The 19941-nt window shown below is 54.6% G+C and carries 17 protein-coding genes; 8 read left to right on the top strand and 9 right to left on the bottom strand.

The genetic code is table 11. From position 1 onward, the window contains the following. Nucleotides 1-46 precede the first annotated feature (46 nt). The 4 genes from ACZRKO_RS06840 to ACZRKO_RS06825 all read right to left on the bottom strand — a co-directional run bounded on the left by ACZRKO_RS06840 (nt 47) and on the right by ACZRKO_RS06825 (nt 4562). On the bottom strand, nt 47-502 hold the full coding sequence (locus ACZRKO_RS06840) for a DUF2569 domain-containing protein (protein ID WP_463736466.1): 456 nt from the start codon (nt 500-502) through the stop codon (nt 47-49). A 191-nt stretch (nt 503-693) separates the two neighbouring features. Next, nucleotides 694-2058, bottom strand: coding sequence for an anaerobic C4-dicarboxylate transporter DcuC (dcuC, locus tag ACZRKO_RS06835; RefSeq protein ID WP_463736465.1), 1365 nt, complete (start codon nt 2056-2058; stop codon nt 694-696). Between the two features lie 151 nt (nt 2059-2209). Continuing rightward, entirely contained in the window at nt 2210-3160 is a 951-nt protein-coding gene (gene tus / locus ACZRKO_RS06830; RefSeq protein WP_463736464.1) for a DNA replication terminus site-binding protein, read from the bottom strand. 157 nt (nt 3161-3317) lie between these two features. After that, nucleotides 3318-4562: an MFS transporter gene (locus ACZRKO_RS06825; RefSeq protein WP_463737495.1), complete on the bottom strand. Its 1245-nt coding sequence runs from the start codon at nt 4560-4562 to the stop codon at nt 3318-3320. A 213-nt stretch (nt 4563-4775) separates the two neighbouring features. Between ACZRKO_RS06825 and ACZRKO_RS06820 the strand changes: the two genes are divergently transcribed. From ACZRKO_RS06820 to ACZRKO_RS06805, 4 genes are all read left to right on the top strand, one after another. Then, nucleotides 4776-5681, top strand: a complete 906-nt coding sequence (locus ACZRKO_RS06820; protein WP_463736463.1) for a LysR family transcriptional regulator — start codon at nt 4776-4778, stop codon at nt 5679-5681. A 153-nt stretch (nt 5682-5834) separates the two neighbouring features. Beyond that, entirely contained in the window at nt 5835-7055 is a 1221-nt protein-coding gene (mlc, locus tag ACZRKO_RS06815) for a sugar metabolism global transcriptional regulator Mlc (protein WP_463736462.1), read from the top strand. 207 nt (nt 7056-7262) lie between these two features. Further along, nucleotides 7263-7949, top strand: a complete 687-nt coding sequence (gene bioD, locus ACZRKO_RS06810) for a dethiobiotin synthase (protein WP_463736461.1) — start codon at nt 7263-7265, stop codon at nt 7947-7949. A 143-nt stretch (nt 7950-8092) separates the two neighbouring features. Then, complete coding sequence (locus tag ACZRKO_RS06805) at nt 8093-9580, top strand: MDR family MFS transporter (RefSeq protein ID WP_463736460.1); 1488 nt, start codon at nt 8093-8095, stop codon at nt 9578-9580. Here ACZRKO_RS06805 and ACZRKO_RS06800 read toward each other — a convergent pair whose 3' ends face one another. From ACZRKO_RS06800 to ACZRKO_RS06790, 3 genes are all read right to left on the bottom strand, one after another. Next, nucleotides 9581-10528 (bottom strand): ABC transporter substrate-binding protein, encoded by a 948-nt coding sequence (locus ACZRKO_RS06800; protein WP_463736459.1) that lies wholly within the window; start codon nt 10526-10528, stop codon nt 9581-9583. Nucleotides 10529-10537: 9 nt separating this feature from the next. Then, on the bottom strand, nt 10538-11635 hold the full coding sequence (locus ACZRKO_RS06795; protein ID WP_463736458.1) for an LLM class flavin-dependent oxidoreductase: 1098 nt from the start codon (nt 11633-11635) through the stop codon (nt 10538-10540). A 157-nt stretch (nt 11636-11792) separates the two neighbouring features. Further along, nucleotides 11793-12713 carry a LysR family transcriptional regulator gene (locus ACZRKO_RS06790; RefSeq protein ID WP_463736457.1) on the bottom strand — a complete coding sequence of 307 codons (921 nt, stop codon included), beginning with the start codon at nt 12711-12713 and terminating at the stop codon, nt 11793-11795. A 192-nt stretch (nt 12714-12905) separates the two neighbouring features. Between ACZRKO_RS06790 and ACZRKO_RS06785 the strand changes: the two genes are divergently transcribed. Further along, nucleotides 12906-13526: a cysteine dioxygenase family protein gene (locus tag ACZRKO_RS06785; protein WP_463736456.1), complete on the top strand. Its 621-nt coding sequence runs from the start codon at nt 12906-12908 to the stop codon at nt 13524-13526. Beyond that, the gene (locus ACZRKO_RS06780; protein ID WP_463736455.1) at nt 13519-15162 is read left to right on the top strand and encodes a rhodanese-like domain-containing protein; all 1644 of its coding nucleotides are present in this window, start codon (nt 13519-13521) and stop codon (nt 15160-15162) included. The genes ACZRKO_RS06785 and ACZRKO_RS06780 overlap by 8 nt, the downstream gene beginning before the upstream one ends. A gap of 54 nt (nt 15163-15216) precedes the next feature. Here ACZRKO_RS06780 and ACZRKO_RS06775 read toward each other — a convergent pair whose 3' ends face one another. Then, nucleotides 15217-15483: a YjbD family protein gene (locus tag ACZRKO_RS06775; RefSeq protein WP_463736454.1), complete on the bottom strand. Its 267-nt coding sequence runs from the start codon at nt 15481-15483 to the stop codon at nt 15217-15219. Between the two features lie 245 nt (nt 15484-15728). On the opposite strand from ACZRKO_RS06775, the gene ACZRKO_RS06770 reads away from it, so the two are divergent. Continuing rightward, a complete protein-coding gene (locus ACZRKO_RS06770) occupies nt 15729-16283 on the top strand; it encodes an N-acetyltransferase family protein (RefSeq protein ID WP_463736453.1) in 555 nt (184 codons plus the stop codon). A 47-nt stretch (nt 16284-16330) separates the two neighbouring features. Continuing rightward, nucleotides 16331-17452: an ABC transporter substrate-binding protein gene (locus tag ACZRKO_RS06765; protein ID WP_463736452.1), complete on the top strand. Its 1122-nt coding sequence runs from the start codon at nt 16331-16333 to the stop codon at nt 17450-17452. A 42-nt stretch (nt 17453-17494) separates the two neighbouring features. Here the strand turns inward: ACZRKO_RS06765 and ACZRKO_RS06760 are convergent, their stop codons facing one another. Continuing rightward, nucleotides 17495-19543 (bottom strand): TonB-dependent siderophore receptor, encoded by a 2049-nt coding sequence (locus ACZRKO_RS06760; protein WP_463737494.1) that lies wholly within the window; start codon nt 19541-19543, stop codon nt 17495-17497. Nucleotides 19544-19941: the final 398 nt, after the last annotated feature.

Genomic DNA, 19941 nt, shown 5'->3' with positions numbered 1-19941 from the left:
TATTATCTGAAATAAGCGCCCCGGGGACAACGGGGTAACCGCAGGGTTATTCGGTAAAAGTCTCTTTCACCCTGCGCGAGCGTTTGAAATAGGGTACCAGCAGGGCGGCCGCTAACAACGCCAGCAGCAGATTACGCACTGCCATATCGTCAGCCACCGGCGAGAAGGCGAACGCTTTCACTGAAAGCAGTACGGTACATAACAGCCAGATGATAAACATCTTTGGTACCACGCGGGTACGTTTGCAAAATTGCCACAGTACCGCGACGGTAAAGGCCCCCATCGCAAGCGTCGTCACCACCGAGAAGTACCATTGCAGGGTAAATGCCTGCGAATTGGTTAGCAGGTAATCCCGAGACTCGGGTATAAACAGCGCCATCGAGAACAGCACCAGCATCAGCACAACGCTCATCAGCGTAACAATCAGGTACGCCAGCGGAGCCAGTAACCAGCCGCCAATGCGCTTATTGTTTTTTTCACGGGTGATCGGTTGTTCGGACATAGTCAGCCTTCGGTTCGATGCAGAATGATGGCAGGTGTTGTCCGGATCATCAGGACAACCCCATCTTATAAGGCGCAGAAGTTTACCCTGAGATGCCGGATGGCTCTATCGTATTCATGTGATTGATGGAATGAAGGGAACATGACATTGCGGGGAGTTCGGGCGCAGGAGTCTGCGCCCGAATGCAAAACTTAGTGCAGGGGAATAAACACTTCGGTGGCGATCACGACCACAATCAGCCCGACGAGTACCGGAACTGAGGTGCGTTTCACTACTTCGAACGGGGAGATTTTTGCCATACCGGCCACGGCGACAATCACGCCGGATACCGGGGAGATTGTGCGGCCCAGATTTGACGCCTGTAACATCGGGATCACCAGATATTCCGGGTTGATGCCCATTTTTATCGCCAGCTTAGGGATGAGTTCCACGAAAGCATAAAACGAAGCATTACCGGAGCCGGTCGTCATGGCCGCCAGCACGGTGATCGTCACCAGCACCAGCATCATCACGATACTGCCGGAACCGACGTTTTGCGCCAGACCGATCAGGCTGCTGATAAAGCCCACCGTACTCAACCCCTGCGCAAAAACGCCTGCCGCGACGAGCAGCATGACCACGTTGGCAAACGCATCTGCCATACCGCGGTAAGCCACGTCCAGACCGGCAAACACCGCTTTTCCGTTGCGGTTGCGGACAGTTTCGATGATGGCGGTCAGGAACATACAGATCACTAAAATGGTGATGATATGCAGATTCGGGCCCCATTTACCGTCGAATACCAGCACGCCAACAATGGGCGTGAAAGGCAAAATGGCGTAGAACCACGGTGCATTGGTTTCAACCGGCGCGGTTTCAGTTTCGATAACGACATGTTCGTTGCCTGCCTCGCGTTTGTCGAGATAGCGCTGCCAGAAGAAGTGCGCGATGGCCATCGCAACAATGGCGGCGATGGAGATAGGCAGGGTGGCTTTGAAGGCAAAATCCACCAGTGACATATTGGAAGCCTGTGCTGCCAACACGACATCGCCTGAGGTTGGGGACAAAATAATCGCCGCCGGAGAGGCGCAAATGGCCGCTGCCGCACCGCGGCTGATGCCGACGTTAACCATAATCGGGAATAGAGTCGCCATCAGCAACACGCCAAGTCCGGTCGCGGAGGAGACGGCCAGTGACATCAGGCAGGCCAGAATGTATGCGGCCACCATCAGAACATAGGGGGAATTAATCATCGCCAGCGGGCGGGAGGCCAGTCTGACCACCACATCATTGGCACCGATATGCGTCATATAAGCTGCAAACCCGCACAGCATCATGATCATCATCCCCAGATCGCCACCGCGGCTCATCAGCAGGATTTTTACATATTCGACAATATCCGTCGCATTCCAGCCGGTAGATTTTGCCCCTTCAGGCAAGACGCTGTGGCCCATCAGTGCGCTGATAATCAGCAGTGACAAACCGCCGACCATCAATACGCCGGTCGGCGAATACCCTTTGATGATATAGCGGCCCACGGCCACCGTTACCACCAGTCCAATCAGTAAATCCCACATGATTTTAGGTCCCCAGAAAATTGTAAGAAAATACAAAGGCGGGCACTTTGCACAATCGCAGGGGCTACCGTCAATGACGGTTATCAATGAATTGTTGGTCAGCTATAGGCAGAAGCCATAAATGTGAGGCAAAAGACGCTAAATTCAAAAATCATTCAGGGTTCTGGTCTGCGGACCAGTCGGTATAAAGATGAAGCCGCTTAATCAGCAAATTCAGTGGCTGGGCATCCGGCTTGTATTTATGCTTCACCGCACCCGCGTCGTAGTCCGGCAGTTCGCCGAGTTTGGGGAGCTGGAACGTCGGCGTTTTGAGACACAAAGCGATAAGCGGCATCGGGCAGGGGTGCTGTATCTGTTTCTGGCTGTTGCGATACCACACGCGGGCGATGGGCTGAACCTTCACCGGGCGTTTAATCTTCAGCACGGCGTGTTCGGGTATGCGTTTAACGTCGTTGATTTCGCGCGTAATATTATCTGTCCACTGCTCGCGGCTGTAGGGCGGGACGGAACGCCCGGCGTTCAGGCTCTTATCCAGTTGCGCCAGAACCTCCTCACGACTGACATTCTTAATGATGTGCTTATTGGCCCAGCCGAAGCGCACGGAGTCCGGATCATTTAGGAAGGAAATCGTCCGGTAAGCATTCAGCGTGATCAATCCGCGCAGATGAGTGTGCACAAACTCAAAGCGCTGCTCACGCGCCAGGCCGGATTCCACCGTCACAATGTGTTCCAGCTCGGCCTTCAGCTTATTGACCTCTTCAATCAGCAGCAGGGCAGCCTGATGTTCAGCTGCATCCACCGCGTAACACAGCACACCGGGCAGACGGACGGCCGATTTACTGCTGATATTTTCGCCCTGATGATGAATAAACAGATTCTGAAAGTGTTGCAGCGCAAGCTGATGCGCGGCTTCACCCACGTGCGGCGTGACCTGAATATGCTCGGCAGGATTGTGTTCTTCGCCTTTGGCAATCTCCGGCAGGCTGAATACGCGTGCCTGCAATAAATCGAGCTGCTTTAATAAACGGCTGAGATCGCCCAAAGCCAGTTCAAGTTCGTTGAAACACCCGTTCATCCGGGCAATCAGATCATAATCCGCCATGCACCCTCCATTTAGTTACAACATACAATATAGAATAAAAACACTAAACGTGCACACCTCAATAACACAGATAACCGTAAGTTCCGTGGCGGAGTGTCTGGCAGAGGGAAAAGGGCGCGAGCGCCCTGACAGGAGAGTAAAAGACCGACAGCGGTTTTCAGGCCATAACCGGGCGGCCTTCCGCTAGGCGCATTAAGCGGTAACCTACAATAATCGCCACAATCAGCATAAGACTGATGAACGCGGTGATGCCGTACCAGCCAAAACTGTTCCAGAAATAACCGCCCAGCGTCCCGGCCACGCTGGAACCGGCATAGTAGGAGAATAAATAGAGCGAGGAGGCCTGTCCTTTGGCCCTGCGGGCGCGGCGGCCAATCCAGCCGCTGGCGACCGAGTGCGCGGCAAAGAAACCACCGGTCACTAACACCATGCCGATGAAAATTGCCCAGATAGGGGAAAATGCGGTGATCAGGATCCCGACCAGCATCAGTGCCGCAGAGCCTATCAGCACAGGCCCGCGCCCATAGACGCCTGTCAGCGCACCGGCTTTCGGCGAACTGTAGGTGCCCATCAGATAGACCACAGAAATGACGCCGACCACCGCCTGGCTGAGATGATAAGGCGAACTGAGCAACCGGTAGCCGATGTAGTTAAACATGGTGACAAAGCTGCCCATCAGCAGAAAACCTTCGGCAAACAGCATCGGCAGGCCGGTGTCGCGCCAGTGCAGCGTAAAGTTAATCAGCATTTTCCGTGGTTTCAGTGAGCTGGCGCGAAAGTGTTTTGACGCCGGTAAAATGCGCCAGAACATAATGGCCGCAGCCAGCGCAAACAGCCCGACCACCGCAACGGCAATGCGCCATGAGAAGAAATCTGTCAGCACGCCGCTGACCAGACGTCCGCTCATGCCACCGATTGAATTACCGCTGATATACAGGCCCATTGAGAAGGCCACGACGCTTGGGTGGATCTCTTCGCTCAAATAGGTCATGGCCACCGCAGCCACGCCACTCAGTGACAGCCCGATCAAGGCCCGCATCAGTAAAATGGCGTTCCAGCTCTGCATAAAGGCGCAAATCAGCGTACAAGCGGCCGCCAGCATCAGCGCCACAACCATCACCGACTTGCGGCCCACGGCGTCAGAAACCGGCCCGGTAAACAGCAAACCCATTGCCATCAGCCCGGTCGATAACGACAGCGACAGGCTGCTGGTTGCCGGTGACACGCCGAAATCGTGTGAGAGCACCGGCAAAATAGGCTGCACACAATAGAGCAGGGCGAAGGTTGCCAGACCGGCGGAGAACAGCGCCAGCGTCACCCGGATAAACTGCGGCGTACCGCGTTTAATAAAGGGTGTTTTTGATAACGGGGATAACGCAGATGAGGGCGAGTCGGGGGTTATTTCGTCATCGTTGACCGAACTCCCCTGACTGACAGAAGAATGGCTGAGATCTGAAGCGGCAGATTTACGCCCGGTGGTGTTCACTGAAGATCCTTAGCGGAAGCATTTCATACAACTAAATTTAAAATGTATGAAAATTTTATCAGGGCGACTTATTTTGTCTAATATATTAATCTCTGTGAAACAATACATTTGAGATATCAATCAGCCGCCATGAACTATGTCGAACTGCGCCATCTACGCTACTTTATTGCCGTTGCCGATGAGCTACATTTCGGCCGTGCGGCGCAGAGACTCCATATTTCGCAACCGCCGCTGAGCCAGCAGATTCAGGCGCTGGAAGCCCATATTGGCGCTCAGCTGTTTAACCGTAACAACCGTAATGTGAGTCTGACGCAGGCCGGTGAAAGTTTTCTTAAAGAGGCGCGACAAATTATTGGGCGTGTGAATGATGCATCATTGCAGGCGGCTAAAATCCACCGCGGTGAGGCGGGGAATCTGACGCTCGGTCTCACTTCATCAGCCCCTTTTCTGCGCCGCGTGCAGCGGACCATTCAGCGTTTTCATCTGCTGTACCCTGAAGTGAATATCCGCATCGAAGAGATGAACAGCACCCAGCAAATTGAACCGCTGCTGGAGGGGCGCATTGATCTGGGCGTAATGCGAAATCGCCTGTTGCCCGATACTTTGCATCACCAACTGCTGCTGTCAGAGCCTCTGGTAGCCGTAGTCCATGAAGACAACCCGCTGGTGAATTTGCCGGAAGGGGAGCTGACTTTCCATCATCTGGCGGACCAGCCGTTTGTGTTCTTCTCCAAAGACGCCGGAACTTCCCTGTATGACGATATCCGCACGCTGCTGAGTTCGCAGGGGATCACGCCGTTTATTACCCAGGAAGTCGGCGAACCGCTGACTATCATCGGGCTGGTGTCAGCCGGCCTCGGTGTCTCGATTTTACCAGCGTCCTACTTACGGATTCAGGTTGATGGTGTGCGCTATTTACGTTTTGGAAAACAGCTGGGGACCACGCAAGTTTGGATGGTGAATCACCGCTATCGCCCGGTTAGTGCTCCGGCTAACGCTTTTATGAAGTTAATGATGCAGGACGAACAGCCCTGAGAACGCTGTTTTTCCAGTCAATTCCTATCAGGTTTCAGGCCAATATGTGCACCGAATCACATAACGAATCAAATAGTTGACGGCATATGGCAAAAACCTCAACATACCCATTAATCTTTATTTTGAAGCGCGAAAAATAACGGAGTTTCTGCTGTGAACCCTGATGGGCAACCCGGACATATTGATCAAATCAAGCAAACCAATGTCGGTGCCGTGTACCGGCTGATAGATCAGTTTGGGCCAGTTTCGCGTATTGAGCTGTCAAAAAAGGCGCAGCTTGCTCCCGCCAGCATTACCAAAATTGTCCGCGAATTATTGCAGGCGCATCTGGTTCAGGAAACGGAGTTTCAGGAGCCCGGCAGCCGTGGTCGCCCGGCCATTGGTCTGGTGCTGGATACCGACGCCTGGCACTATCTCTCTGCACGCATCAACCAGGGTTTTATTACCCTCGGATTGCGTGATCTGAGCAGTAAACTGGTGGTGGAAGATGTGTTGCCGCTTCCCGCCCATGCTGAATTGCCGCTGCTTGAGCGCATTATCGGCGAAATTGACCAGTTTTTTATCCGTTATCAGAGCAAACTTGAGCGCCTTACGGCCATTGCCATTACGTTGCCGGGCATGATTAACGCCCGCGCCGGGGTGGTACACCGTATGCCGTTTTATGATGACGTCAATGAAATGCCGCTCGGCAGCACCTTAGAAGCACATACCGGTTTACCGGTCTTTGTGCAGCATGACATTGGCGCCTGGACCATGGCAGAAGCGCTTTACGGCGCCTCGCGTGGTTGTAAAAACGTGATTCAGGTCGTGATCGACCACAACGTCGGCGCCGGGGTGATCACCGGCGGGCGTGTCCTGCACGGGGGCAGCAGCAGCGTGGTGGAAATTGGTCATACTCAGGTGGACCCTTACGGCAAGCGCTGTTACTGCGGTAACCACGGCTGTCTGGAAACCGTGGCGAGTACCGACAACATTCTGGAACTGGTGCGCCAGCGGCTATCAACCGCTGTCGGGTCAAGTTTGCAGGGCATTCCACTGACCATTGAGGCGGTATGTGATGCCGCCAACCGTGGCGATCAACTGGCCCGCGATGTGATAATCAGCGTCGGCCACAGCGTGGGTCGGATACTGGCGATCATGGTCAATTTATTCAATCCTGAAAAAGTGCTGATTGGCTCACCGCTTAATTTTGCCAAAGAGATCCTGCATCCGGCAATTATGTCCTGCATTCAGCAACAATCGCTGCCGTCTTACAGTGAAAATATCAAACTGGAGTCGACAGAGTTTTATAACAAAGGAACCATGCCGGGCGCTGCCTTAGTCAAAGACGCGCTGTATAATGGCTCTTTGTTAATTAAGTTATTACAGGGTTAATTATTGCCCTGAATTAACAAAAGTAATTTATATTAAAAGTAATAGACGTCCTATTTTGTCAATTATCCCCGTCAGTGACCAAAACATTGCGCTAACGCAAATCGTTCTCGAATCCAATCGCCTAGACTTTCAACCTGTCACTCAGTCTCAGACCCAACGTCGGGGACAATTTTTAGTCAAGCGGAGAGATCCCGGAGCCTGAATTCCATGTTAACGCACTTTTTCGTCACGGGTACGGATGCTCGTGTAGGTAAAACCATCGTGACTCGCGCTTTGCTTCAGGCAATGGCAGCGCAAGGCAAATGCGCATTGGGTTATAAACCTGTCGCAACAGGAAGCCAGGAGTTGGCAGACGGTATCCGAAATAAAGATGCGGTGACGCTGCAAAACTCATCATCTATTTCTTATCCTTTTGAAAAAATAACGCCATTAGCATTATTAAATGAAGATATTTTTGTCAGCGATACTCCTGCCAATATTTTCGAAATAATGACGGCAGGCCTGAAATTTATGCGTGAGGGCGGGGATGCGGTGGTGATTGAAGGCTGTGATGGCTGGAGAACGTTAATCACACCACAGCGTTTTTATTCCGACTGGGTTCGTCAGCAAAATATACCGGTTATTCTGGTCGTAGGTATTCAGGAAGGTTGCGTGAGCCATGCACTATTAAGCGCTCAGGCTATTATTGCCGATGGTTTACCGTTGGCGGGGTGGGTCGCGAATCGTATTAATCCATGCCTGTCCCATTATCAGGAAACCATTGATGCCATTGGATGCAATATTCCTGCGCCTTTACTGGGCGAAATCCCCTATTTACCGCGTGCGGAATCCCGCGATATGGCGAAATATATCGACTTGTCACTGCTGCATATCAACAGTGAGCAGTCTGCTTAAGTTGTAACTCGTCATTTTTGACGATAAGAATCTTCAGGGCTCTGCATGCAGAGCCTTTTTATTGCCTCATTTCTTCTGCTTTTCTCCGGCGCTGGTATACTCAAAAAATCCTCCTAAACCACGACAGCCGACGCCTGGATGCAATGAATCAGACTCACGCGCAATCTCCCGTACCCCTTAAACACCGTCCTCTCATTCTTATGGCCTGCATGTTGTCGATGTTCATGGCGGCAGTGGAAGTCACCATTGTGGCTACTGCCATGCCGACCATCATTGCCGATCTCGGCGGTTTTTCGCTGCTCGGCTGGGTGTTTGCGGTCTATCTGCTGACGCAGGCCATCACCGTCCCCGTTTATGGGCGTCTGGCGGATCTCTACGGTTGCCGGAAAATCTTCTTCATCGGCACCACGTTGTTTTTGGCGGGTTCCGTTCTGTGTGGTTTCGCACCATCGCTGACCTGGATGATCGCCTTTCGCGCATTGCAGGGGCTGGGTGCCGGGGCCATCACGCCAATTGCCACGACGCTGATTGCCAACGTGTACGGGCCGCAGGAGCGGGCCAAAGCACAGGGATATCTCGCCAGCGTCTGGGCAGTATCAGCCATTGTGGGGCCGCTGCTGGGGGCGTTCATCGTCTCGCATTTTCCGTGGGCGGTCGTTTTCTGGGTAAATGTGCCGATTGGCCTGTTCGCCATGGCGATACTCATGCGTTATTTGCCGGCGGACAGCCAGCGCAAACAGCACCAGCTTGACCTTGTGGGTACTGGCCTGCTGACGCTCTCAGTTGCTTCGCTGCTGCTGGCGCTTTTACAGGCTGAAGCATTGGGCTATTGGGCGCTGGCGCTGATTGGCGTGGCGGTACTCAGTGCCTGTTTACTTGTTCGGCAGGAGCGAAAAACACCGGAGCCGCTGTTTCCGCTGGCGCTGTGGCAGAGCAAAGTGATCATCGCCGGAAATATCGGCGGGTTGGTGATTGGTGCGACCATGATGGGGATCAGCGCCTTTCTGCCCACCTACGTGCAGGGCGTTATGGGCGGAACCCCGTTGCAGGCGGGCACTACGCTGGCGATGATGTCTATCGGCTGGCCCGTGGCCAGTATGCTGAGCGGGAATCTGATGCAGGCCACGTCTTATCGTGCCACGGCGCTCATCGGGGCACTACTTCTGGTCAGCGGAAGCCTGATCTTACTGCTGCTGACGGCAGATTCTGGGTTGTGGTGGGCGCGGCTGGCCGCACTGACCATCGGGGCCGGAATGGGGTTGTGCAATACGACGTTTCTGGTCTCGGTACAAAATGCGGCCGAAATATCGATTCGTGGCATCGCCACCGCCTCGACGCTGTTTACCCGTATGCTCGGTTCTGCCATCGGTACCGCACTACTGGGTGCGACGCTGAATCTGAATCTTGAAAAGCGTCTGCCGGACATTACCGATCCGGTGCAGCAACTGATGGAAAAACAGAGTCGCCAGTCGATAGATCCAACGCAGCTCAGCGCCATCACAGACAGCGTGTCGGCGTCACTGCATTGGGTATTTATTGTGGCGGCGGTGATCTCCCTGTTTGCGCTCGCCGCCGGAACCTTGATCCCGACGGGAGAACGGCCAAAAGGTGAACCGCAAAAAGAAGGGTGATTATTGGGCGGGCTTAAGGACAAAGCTCTCGTCCCACGTATCTTTCACCTCAAGTTTTACCGGCAGCAGACCCTGCTCGTGATAAAAATCAGCGGTCTGCTGCTGCTGGACTTTGGTTGCGTCATCGATGGGCTGCCACCAGGATTTACGCCGCTCGAAAGAGAGTCTGGCCGCGGGTAGCGGGAAGCCGATGATCTTCGCCAACTGCTGGCTGTACTCATCAAGATGCTGATAAGCCCAGACCTGCGCATCGCTCAGACGTTGCAGATAATCAGCAATGGCTTCCCGTTTTTCCTTATCTTTTAGCGCCGTATCGGTGGCGGCCAGGAAACTGTTGCCCGACCACAGCCCGCGTCCGTTGACCAGCACGCGCAGATGATCCTGGGTTTCAGCAAATGCGGTATAAGGTTCCCACGTTGCCCAGACATCCACAGAACCCTGAATCAGCGCCAGTTTGGCATCGCTCGGTGTCAGAAAGCGGAAATTCACCTCTTTGGCCGACAGACCCGCCGAGGCCAGCGCTTTCAGGGCCACAAAATGGCCGATGGAACCGCGATTAGTGGCAATACTTTTCCCTTTCAGGTCAGCGGCCGTTTTGATCGGGCTGTCTGCTTTTACCAGGAGCGCGGTGCCATAAGCGTCTGACTTATCTACCGCAATCGCTTTGACCTGTGCACCTGCTGCCTCGGCAAACAGTAGCGGAGCATCGCCAATGATCCCGACGTCGACCGCCTGCGCATTCAGCGCTTCGGCCAGCGGTGCTGCGGCCGGAAACTCCGCCCATTCAATTTTGTACGGCAGATCTTTCAGCTTTCCAGCGGCCTCAAGCTGGGCGCGCATATTGCCTTTCTGATCGGCCACCCGCAGTACAACCTGATCCGCCAGCGCGGGCAGCACGCTGCCGATCAATATCACCGCCACGAGCAGTTTTCCAATATATCGTCGCATTATCATGCTCTATACCGCCGGTTCGTGATAGGGATGACGTTGTGCCAGGCGCGCCGCAATTTTCTGCCGCGTCAGCGGGATCAGCTCTTTGCCGTATTCCACTGCATCATTTAGCGGGTCGAAGCCACGGATTAAGAACGTGCTGATGCCTAAGTCGTAATACTTCAGCAGGGCGTCGGAAACCTGCTCCGGCGTACCGACCAGCGCGGTCGAATTGGAACCGCCACCGATCAATCCCGCAATGCCGGTCCACAGCCGTTCATCCAGACGGTCACCCAGTGCGACGGCCTGTAGCAGACGTTCTGCACCGACGCTCTGCGGTTTGCCCGGCTGCGGCAGGCCGTTGCGTTCGATTTGTGCAATGGCCTTTGCCCGTATTGCTTCGGCTTTCGCCCAGGCTTCCTCCTCAGTACGCCCGAGGATCGGACGAAAAGAGATGCTGAAACCTACGTCGCGCTGATGCTCTGCGGCGGCGGCTTTCACGGCGCTGACGGTTTCGGCGGCGCTCGCCAGCGGCTCGCCCCATAGCGCAAATACGTCTGCCTGTTTTCCGGCCACGCGGATCGCGTCTTCAGACGAGCCACCAAAGAACACCGGCAGAGTTTTATTGAAAGGTTTGATAGCAGAGAAAGCGTTGTCAGCCTGATAAAATTCGCCCTGATGGTCGAAGCCCTTTTCTGAATACCAGCTTTTTTTCAGCACATCAATGTACTCATCGGTACGGGCATAGCGGCCGGATTTCGGCACAAAATCGCCATCCCGGCGTTGTTCAGCATCGCTGCCGCCGCTGATGATATGCACCGCCAGTCGTCCATCCAGCAGATGATCCAGCGTGGCGAGCTTTCGGGCGGCTAATGTAGGGGAGACAAAACCGGGGCGGTGGGCCAGCAGGAAATGAATACGTGAAGTATGAGCCCCCGCGTGGGCGGTCACCAGAAAGGCGTCGGGCTGGTCGGAAGCGTAGGCCACCAGAACGCGGTCGAAACCTGCCTCCTCATGGGCCTGGGCGAATTCGGCGATATATTTTTTGTCAAAAATCGGGCCGGTGGCCGGGATGATCTCGGAAGCCAAACGATGGCCGATCATTCCAATAAATTGCACGCTCATAGGCTGTCACTCCTGGAGTCAACGGATTGCCAGCGGAAAACCGATGGCAGGAGTCTTGTACCTTAAACAGCCTTTTACTATGTGAGAAATTAATTTTTAACATAAGCTAATATAAAAAATGCGCATTAAATATTTTCGACGCCTGCAAAACCCGGCTTTACTGATGTGGCAGATTGGCTGCCAGCGGCGCGAGATCTAACCCGTGGGCAATGGCGGCGGCAAAAGCATCGATGGCCGGGATCTGACTGGCGGGAACGTTGGGATACACCAGCCACAGCTGGCTGCGCGGGGCGAAATCCTGTAGCGAATAGATTTGCAGCAGCGGGCGCAGGGCGTGGCGTTCAACCAGCGCCCGCGGCATCAGGCCCAGGCCGCGACCTTCGGCGATCAGCGAAAGTTGTAACGTCACGCCAAAAGCTTCCAGATTCAGCAATAAAGGCAGGCCTTGCTCGGTCAGCGCCCGTTGCAGAGCCGCGCGAAAACCGCAGCCTTCGGGATTTAAAATCCAGCCGCGCTGATACCCCTCTTCCAGCCTTTTCAGCGCGGGGACCGTCGGTTCATTCGGGCCGACCACCACCAGATCAACCGACCCGAGCGCCTGACTTTCCAGCCCGGCGGGAAATTGTTTACTGGCGGGAAACAGCACCACGGCAGCTTCCAGCTCCTGACGCTGAACGCGCAGCAGCAACTCTTCACCCCAGCCGCTGGAGAGGCGTGGCTGAATTTGCGGGAAATCAGATGAGAGCATTTTCAGCGCGGGAAGCAGGCTAGTTTCGCTCAGACTTTGAGGGACCGCCAGACGCAGCAGACCCGACGGCGGAGTATCTGCCGCCACCAAATCATTCAGTGCCTCGACCTCACGCAGAATATTACGGCATTGCTGGAATACGCGTTTGCCCATCAGCGTCGGTTTCAGCGGTTTGGTTTGTCGGTTGAGCAGCGGTAAACCCAGAGATTCCTCGAAATTCTGTACGCGTCGCGTGATCGCCGGTTGCGTCAGCCCCAGTTCTTCCGCCGCCAGCCGGGTGGATTGCAGGCGGATCACCGCGACGAACGCGGTCAGGTCTTCAATTTTCATCAGTAAAAGCCGTCTCTTTCGGTAACGCCGTATGTGGCATCCATGAAGGGAGCATAAAACAATTTGCGCCGCGAAGCCGGAATGCACAGCACATTTTTATGTGTGATTTGCATATTAGCTTATCCATAAAATGAATTTTGGTTGAGTCAGGCCAGTGCTAGCCTGCGTTGAAGCCCATCTTACGGAGCAGATATGACAGCCTTATATGACCCCTCATTACACTTTTCACCGCTGCGCGACTTTCTGGCCTCCCTGACCCGGCTGGTTGAAGCCCCGCATGGGGAGACGGAAGTTCTGGCGCAGGGCGCTGAATTGCTGAGAAAACTGATTGCCCGTGATGTATGGCTGCCTGATGAATATGCACAGCCGCACCCGGAGCACTACCAGCAGTACCTGCTGTATGCCGATCCGTTATCGCGGTTTTCCGTTGTGAGTTTTGTCTGGGGGCCAGGGCAGAAAACACCGGTGCACGACCATCGCGTATGGGGGTTGATCGGCATATTACGCGGCGGGGAAATCAGCCAAAACTTTAACATCGGCGCGTCAGGTCAACTGCACAGCGTGGGTGAGGCCATCCACCTGACACCGGGCAGCGTGGAGAAAATTTCCCCCGCGCAGCAGGATATTCACCAGGTCAGCAATGCTTACAGCGACCGCGTTTCGATCAGTATTCACGTATATGGCGGCAATATCGGTGCCGTATCCCGTGCGGTATATCAGCCGGACGGCCAGCAAAAAACCTTTATCTCCGGCTACTCCAACCCGTATCTCCCGAATATCTGGGACCTGTCGAAAGAGAACTCTCATGTCTGAAGCTTTATTGAATCGTTCACCGAACTCCGCTGATGTGCCGCTGCGCCATGTCGCGCAATTACAGGATACGCTGCGAAACGGCGGTGAGGTGGCGCTGGTCGATCTGCGCGAGGAAGCGGTATTTGCCACCGGCCACCCGCTGTTTGCGGTCAATCTGTCGCTGTCGAAACTGGAAATCGAAGTGTCTGACCGTCTGCCGCGCCGTGGCGTGCCCATCACGTTGTATGACAACGGCGAGTTCTGGGACGCCGGGCAGGGCATCCGAAAAACCACGCGCGCCGTTGCCACGCTGCAGGCGTTGGGTTATCTCGATGTTGCGCTGCTGGCAGGCGATCTTGACGGCTGGAAAGAGGCGGGCGGCGAACTGTTTATTGATGTCAACGCACCCGGCAAAGCCTTCGGCGAATGGGTGGAGCATCACTACCACACGCCTTCCTTTAGCGCCGAACAGGTGCAGGCGTTGCAGGCACAAAACGCCAATATTGCCATTCTCGACGTGCGCCGCTTTGATGAATTCAACACCATGAGTATTCCCGGCGGTTCCAGCGTGCCGGGCGGTGAACTGGTGCTGCGCCTGCGCGATGCAGTGCCGGATCCGTTCACGCAGATTGTCATCAACTGTGCGGGGCGCACGCGCAGTATTATCGGTACGCAGTCGCTGATTAATGCCGGTATTCCCAATCCGGTCGCGGCATTACGTAATGGTACCATCGGCTGGACGCTGGCCGGGCAGAAACTGGCCCATCAGCAACAGGCCAGTTTCACTGCGCTCAGTGAGGCGTCACGCGATGCGGTGGCTGACAATACCCGTACGCTGGCAATCCGGGCGGGTGTTAAACGCATTACTCCCGAACAACTGGCAGACTGGCAGCAGGAGACGTCGCGCACGTTATATCTTTTTGATGTACGCACAGTCGAAGAATTTGCAGCGGGGCACATTCCTGGCGCGCGCCACGTACCGGGGGGGCAGCTGATTCAGGAGACCGATCACTATGCCAGCGTGCGTGGTGCACGCATCGTGCTGAGTGATGACCAGGGCGTGCGGGCCGAAATGGCCGCCTCATGGCTGGCGCAGATGAACTGGGAGGTCGCGGTGCTTGGCGCACCCGCCATCGCTTACAGCGAACCGGGCAACTGGAGTGCTACCGTGGCAGCCGCGCCGGCGGTGGAAGAGGTGACACCTCAACAGTTGCGTGGCTGGCTGGCCGAGGGGGATACGGGCGTGATCGACCTGACTACCAGCGCCAATTTCCGCCTGCGCAGGATCCCCGGTGCCTTCTGGACCACCCGCGCTAATATTGCTCAGGTGCTGCGCCAGCATCCTGCGATAAAACGCTGGGTGGTGACCTGCACCAGCGGCCTGCTGGCCCGCTATGCGGTGACCGAAGTGGCTGAACTCAGCGGATTGCCGGCTTATTTACTGCTGAAGGGAACGGTGGGCTGGATTGACGCCCATTTGCCGCTGGAACATGGGGGATCCGTCTGGATTGAAAACGCGCAGGATCGTTACCGTCGCCCTTATGAAGGCACGGACGTCAGCCCGCAGGCGATGCAGGATTATCTCGACTGGGAATATGGTCTGGTGGCGCAGTTGGAAAAGGACGGGACTCACGGGTTCAGGCTGTTGGAGCAATGAGGTGGTGAACAAATGGAGGGGCTCAGCGTAACTACTGAGCCCGTTTTGAATCTCTTAACGACGGCCGCGTGGATGCGTTCTGGCGGTCCAGTCGTAGGTCGCTGACGTACTGGGTACGGCTTTCGCGCGGCGTTTCTCTGCACGGGCTTTGGCGGCGACTTTCTCTTTTTCTTCCATGAGCTTATCGATGTAGTTGTCTTTAATCTTGTTCGTTTCTGAGTTTGTCAGGTCGCGCCCCTGAGCTTTACGGCTCTGGTCAAGCAGCGTTTTAAGCTCGCGCTGTTCGCTTTCCGTCATATCTTGCTGAGTCAGTCTTTTCATTTACGGGCATCCGTGTGAGGAAAGTGTTCTCCAGTGTAGCCTTTTTCAGCCAAAAAACTCAGCGATAACGCGTTAAACCCCAAACTTGATGCCGAAATACGCCAAAGCGATTTTTTATTGAGCACATCGCTCACCACAGCGTGATAAACCTTCAGCTATAAGTTTTACTTATTATCCAATTTTCTGACGCAGGCATATTCTTTCTTTTAACAATGAAACCCTTATCCCTGACGAGAGAAAGAATCATGTCCGTTTCACTGCGTGAGACCATCACGCTCCACGATGCCAGTATTGCCGATATGGCGCAGATCCAGGCGATTTACGCCCACCACGTGATCCATGGAATTGCCTCTTTTGAAACGGAGCCGCCAACGCTTGAGGAGATGCGATCGCGTCGTGAAAATATCATCAGTAAAGGCCTGCCCTATCTGGTCGCCAAACGCGGTGAACGAGTATTAGGTTACTGTTATCTGGCCCCTTACCGGCCGCGCTATGCCTACCGTTTCACCTGCGAAGGCTCGGTGTATATCGCCGAAGAGGAGCAGGGACAGGGGATTGGCAAACAGCTAATGCAGGAAGCGATCCACCGCGCCACCGCAGGCGGCTGGCGCCAGATGATTGCCAATGTCGGCAACAGCAGCAATTTTGGTTCCATCAGGCTGCATGAATCGCTGGGTTTTGAAATCATCGGTACGCTAAAAAGTGTGGGCTTCAAGCACGGACGCTGGATTGACACGGTGCTGCTGCAGCTGGAACTGGGCGAAGGGGATATCACGTTGCCCGGCAATTGCGGAAATTAACGATAATCATTATCATCCTCAGCCTGTTCACTGGATTCTGAGACGTTATGCGTATTTCCTGCCGGATGTTGTTACTTACAACCCTGATGATCACGGGGCTGGCGCAGGCCAGAACGGTGGTTGACCTCTATGACCGTACGGTTGAAGTGCCGGATCACCCTCAGCGTATCGTGCTGGGGGAGAGCCGTATGCTGTATACGCTCAGCCTGGTACAAGAAGGCAACCCGGCCAAAAACGTGGTGGGCTGGCCGGGGGATATGCAAAATCTCGATCCGCAGAGCTGGCAGCTTTACGTCAAGGCCTTCCCGGATATCGCCAATATTCCCCAATTCGGCAAAAATAACTTCACCCAGATGAACCCGGAAAAAGTCATCGCGCTGCATCCGGATCTGGTGATCCTGCCGCGTTACGCCAAACAACCCGCCGATCACGACCAGATGCAGGAGAGCCTGACCCGTGCCGGTATCCCGGTGATCTACGTTGATCTGCGCGTTGATCAAATCAACAACACCGTACCGAGCGTCAGACTGCTGGGCGAGGTGCTGAACAACCCGCAGAAAGCGGAGCGCTTTATCGCTTTTTATCAGCAACATATGGATCGGGTAAAAGAGCGCATTGCGCAGTATCACGGCACGAAAACCCGCGTCATGCTGCAACTGCAACCGGGCCGCCGTGAAGGCTGCTGTACCACGGTGTCTCACGGCAATCTGGCGGATTTACTCAACTTTGCCGGGGGTGACAATATTGCCCGTGGCGCATTTAAAAGCGTGTTTGGCGAAATGAACCCGGAAGCGGTGATTGCCGCCAACCCTGATGTGTATATCAGTACCGGTATGGGGAGCCCGCAGGCAAATCCGGGATCAGAGATCCTGCTCGGACCGTTGGTTTCTGCCGTTCAGGCGCAGGGAAGTTTTCGTCTGATGATGGACAAACAGCCGCTGCTCTCGCATCTGACGGCGGTCAGGGAGGGGCGTGCGTATGCGGTCTGGCATAATTTCTACCTTAGCCCCTACCATATGGTTGATGTCGAAGTCTTTGCCAAAGCGCTCTATCCGCAACTGTTTCAGGACGTCAGTCCGCAGCAGACAATAAAAGACCTTTACGCGCAGTTCCTGCCTATTCCATTTAGCGGCACGTACTGGACGCAGCTTCGCCCCCGTGCAAATTAAGGGGTAATTTTGCGTCCCCCATAATCAGGGGACGCAAAAGCCTTAAAAATCGACCACCGCAGACAACACCACATTGCGCGGTTCACCTTCAATAACCCGCAGGTTACCGGCGCTGGACGAGTAATATTCCTTATTGAACAGATTATTCACGTTCAGCTGTAGCTTGGTGTGTTTACCCAACAGCGGGCTGTCCCAGGCAACAAACGCATCGGCCACGGTGTAGGACGGCATGGTGAAACTGTTTTCAGGATCCCCGGCGCGGCTGCCCACATAACGGGCACCACCGCCGACGCGGACATCGCCCGGCACCGGTACCCAGCGCAGGGTATGGCTCAGGTAGAGACTGCCCATCTGAGTTGGCGCGTTGACTAACCGGTTACCGACGTTGTCCTGATTGACGTTATCCTGCGTGATTTCGGTTTTGTCGTAGCTGTAGTTGGCGCTGACGTTCCAGTCGGTGGCAATCTCGCCATTCACTTCCAGTTCAACACCGGTTGAGCGCGCTTTCGGAATGCTGCGCGTCACGCCATTGATGAATACCGACATGTCTTTTTCATCGATACGGTACAGCGCCAGCGTGGCATCCACGCGCGGGGAGACTTGCCATTTGGTGCCCACTTCATAGGTTGTCCCCAACTCAGGCTGCGCGACGTTACCGTCGTCATCGGTGTCGGTAGACGGCGTAAACGAGCGGCTGAAACTGCCATAAAACGACACATCCTGCGTCAGCTTATATACCAGCCCCAGTTGTGGCAGGAATTTGGTATCGGTGTTATCCAGCGTTTGCGTCGGGTCAACAAAACCATACGAGGACTTCTGGTTATATTGCTGATAGCGGCCGCCCAACACACCAATCCACTGGTCAGTAAAGTGAATGCTGTCTTTCACATACACAGATTTGTTGTAGAGCGTATTGCGCAGATTACTCAGCTTGTCGTTGTAGGTGCTGCTGTCGGTGGTCGGTGACAGTCCATACACCGGGTTATACATATTGAACTGATTGTTCACTTTGCCGCGATACGAGTACTGCTTATAGGTTTCATTTTTCTCATAATCCACCCCGAGCAGCAGGTCATGGGTCATGCCGAAGATTTCGGGCGTGCCAATCCAGTCCCACGCGGTGTAATCAGTTTGATGATTAAAACCTCGGTTGGCATCGGCACGGCGGGTTACCGCGCCGGTCGTGGTGTTAATGGCCGTTGCGCGCACTTCGTTACTGTCATAACGGCGCTGCATCCAGGCGTAAGTCAGACGCGTTTTCCACTCCGGACTGAGTTCATATTCCCAGGTGGTATTCAGGCGCTTATTTTTGCCCCAGGCATGGTTAGCCTGCTCGTCAAGGCGGCGCTCATAGGGAATGTCGATCGGTTGGCCGTTGATAAACGCGGTGCCGCGATCGTAAGGAATATCGTATTTGTACTCCTGATAGCTGATATTGAAACTGGCTTTATCGCCGAACCAACTGAGGGAGGGCGCGAGCAGGGTGTGCTGATCTTTGCCGAAGTTACGCCAGTAGTCATCAGATTGCCTTTCGGCGATCATGCGAAACGCAAAACCATTACCCAGCGGGCCGGTGACATCAATCGCGCCGCTCCCGCCACCCGATCCCCCGGTGCTGCCGCTGACCTGCGTATTCCAGTCATACTGCGGTTTCTTGCTGATGATATTGATCACGCCGCCGGGATTCTGAATGCCGTAGAGCAGTGACGCCGAGCCTTTGAGCACTTCGACGTGGTCAGTGGTGGCGTTGAATCCCAGCCCCTGATTACTGCGCACGCCGTCGAGCAAAACAGACCCGTCACTGTTAGCGCCAAACCCGCGTTTAACGAAACCATCCTCCGTTCCGCCCAGCGTATTGCCCTGAGTCACGCCGCTGACAAATGTCATCGCGTCGTTCAGAGACTTCATCTGATAATCATCGATCATCGATGCCGTCACCACGCTGACCGACTGTGGTGTATCAATGAGGGGCGTTTCGCCTTTACTGGCGGTAGAGGACTGACTGGCGCTGTAGTCGGTCGCGTAAGGTGAATTATCGTCAGCGGTCACCGTCAGCGTATCCGCCTGCGGTGTAGTTTCTGTTGCCGCCATGAGTGAAGAACAGTTGAAGATGGCCAGTGCCAGTACGGATTTTTTCAATCCGCTCGTGGCGATATTGTGGTTTTTTTTAACGATCACGTGAACTTTCCCTGAAATGCAAATAATAACGATTTGCATTCTAATTAAGAATGTCGCGATGTGAAGGGAAATTTTGGCTTTTTGGAAAAGCCTTTAAATTTTTTACTCCAAATTCAAATTCAGATCTGTGTTTGTTTTTAAAAAATGTATGGGCCGCATTCAAAAATGCCGCCGGAGGAGAGGCGCAAAACCGCGTGTCTTTTTACGCGGGTTGAAGCCCGAACGGAGGGGACCGCAACGCGGCGGGATTTTGCGGCTATAACAGAGGCAACTGCAACACGCCCATTGTGACCAGCGCAGCTGCGGTGTTG

This window comes from Ewingella sp. C233 (genome assembly GCF_055407225.1).
The sequence above is the reverse complement of the archived record's forward strand: the minus strand, read 5'-3'. Positions and strand labels throughout refer to the sequence as shown.

Coding starts and splice junctions, on each gene's coding strand:
- ACZRKO_RS06840 (WP_463736466.1), bottom strand. CDS start 502: ATGTCCGAACAACCGATCACCCGTGAAAAAAACAATAAGCGCATTGGC.
- dcuC (WP_463736465.1), bottom strand. CDS start 2,058: ATGTGGGATTTACTGATTGGACTGGTGGTAACGGTGGCCGTGGGCCGC.
- tus (WP_463736464.1), bottom strand. CDS start 3,160: ATGGCGGATTATGATCTGATTGCCCGGATGAACGGGTGTTTCAACGAA.
- ACZRKO_RS06820 (WP_463736463.1), top strand. CDS start 4,776: ATGAACTATGTCGAACTGCGCCATCTACGCTACTTTATTGCCGTTGCC.
- bioD (WP_463736461.1), top strand. CDS start 7,263: ATGTTAACGCACTTTTTCGTCACGGGTACGGATGCTCGTGTAGGTAAA.
- ACZRKO_RS06805 (WP_463736460.1), top strand. CDS start 8,093: ATGAATCAGACTCACGCGCAATCTCCCGTACCCCTTAAACACCGTCCT.
- ACZRKO_RS06800 (WP_463736459.1), bottom strand. CDS start 10,528: ATGCGACGATATATTGGAAAACTGCTCGTGGCGGTGATATTGATCGGC.
- ACZRKO_RS06795 (WP_463736458.1), bottom strand. CDS start 11,635: ATGAGCGTGCAATTTATTGGAATGATCGGCCATCGTTTGGCTTCCGAG.
- ACZRKO_RS06790 (WP_463736457.1), bottom strand. CDS start 12,713: ATGAAAATTGAAGACCTGACCGCGTTCGTCGCGGTGATCCGCCTGCAA.
- ACZRKO_RS06785 (WP_463736456.1), top strand. CDS start 12,906: ATGACAGCCTTATATGACCCCTCATTACACTTTTCACCGCTGCGCGAC.
- ACZRKO_RS06780 (WP_463736455.1), top strand. CDS start 13,519: ATGTCTGAAGCTTTATTGAATCGTTCACCGAACTCCGCTGATGTGCCG.
- ACZRKO_RS06775 (WP_463736454.1), bottom strand. CDS start 15,483: ATGAAAAGACTGACTCAGCAAGATATGACGGAAAGCGAACAGCGCGAG.
- ACZRKO_RS06770 (WP_463736453.1), top strand. CDS start 15,729: ATGTCCGTTTCACTGCGTGAGACCATCACGCTCCACGATGCCAGTATT.
- ACZRKO_RS06765 (WP_463736452.1), top strand. CDS start 16,331: ATGCGTATTTCCTGCCGGATGTTGTTACTTACAACCCTGATGATCACG.
- ACZRKO_RS06760 (WP_463737494.1), bottom strand. CDS start 19,543: ATGGCGGCAACAGAAACTACACCGCAGGCGGATACGCTGACGGTGACC.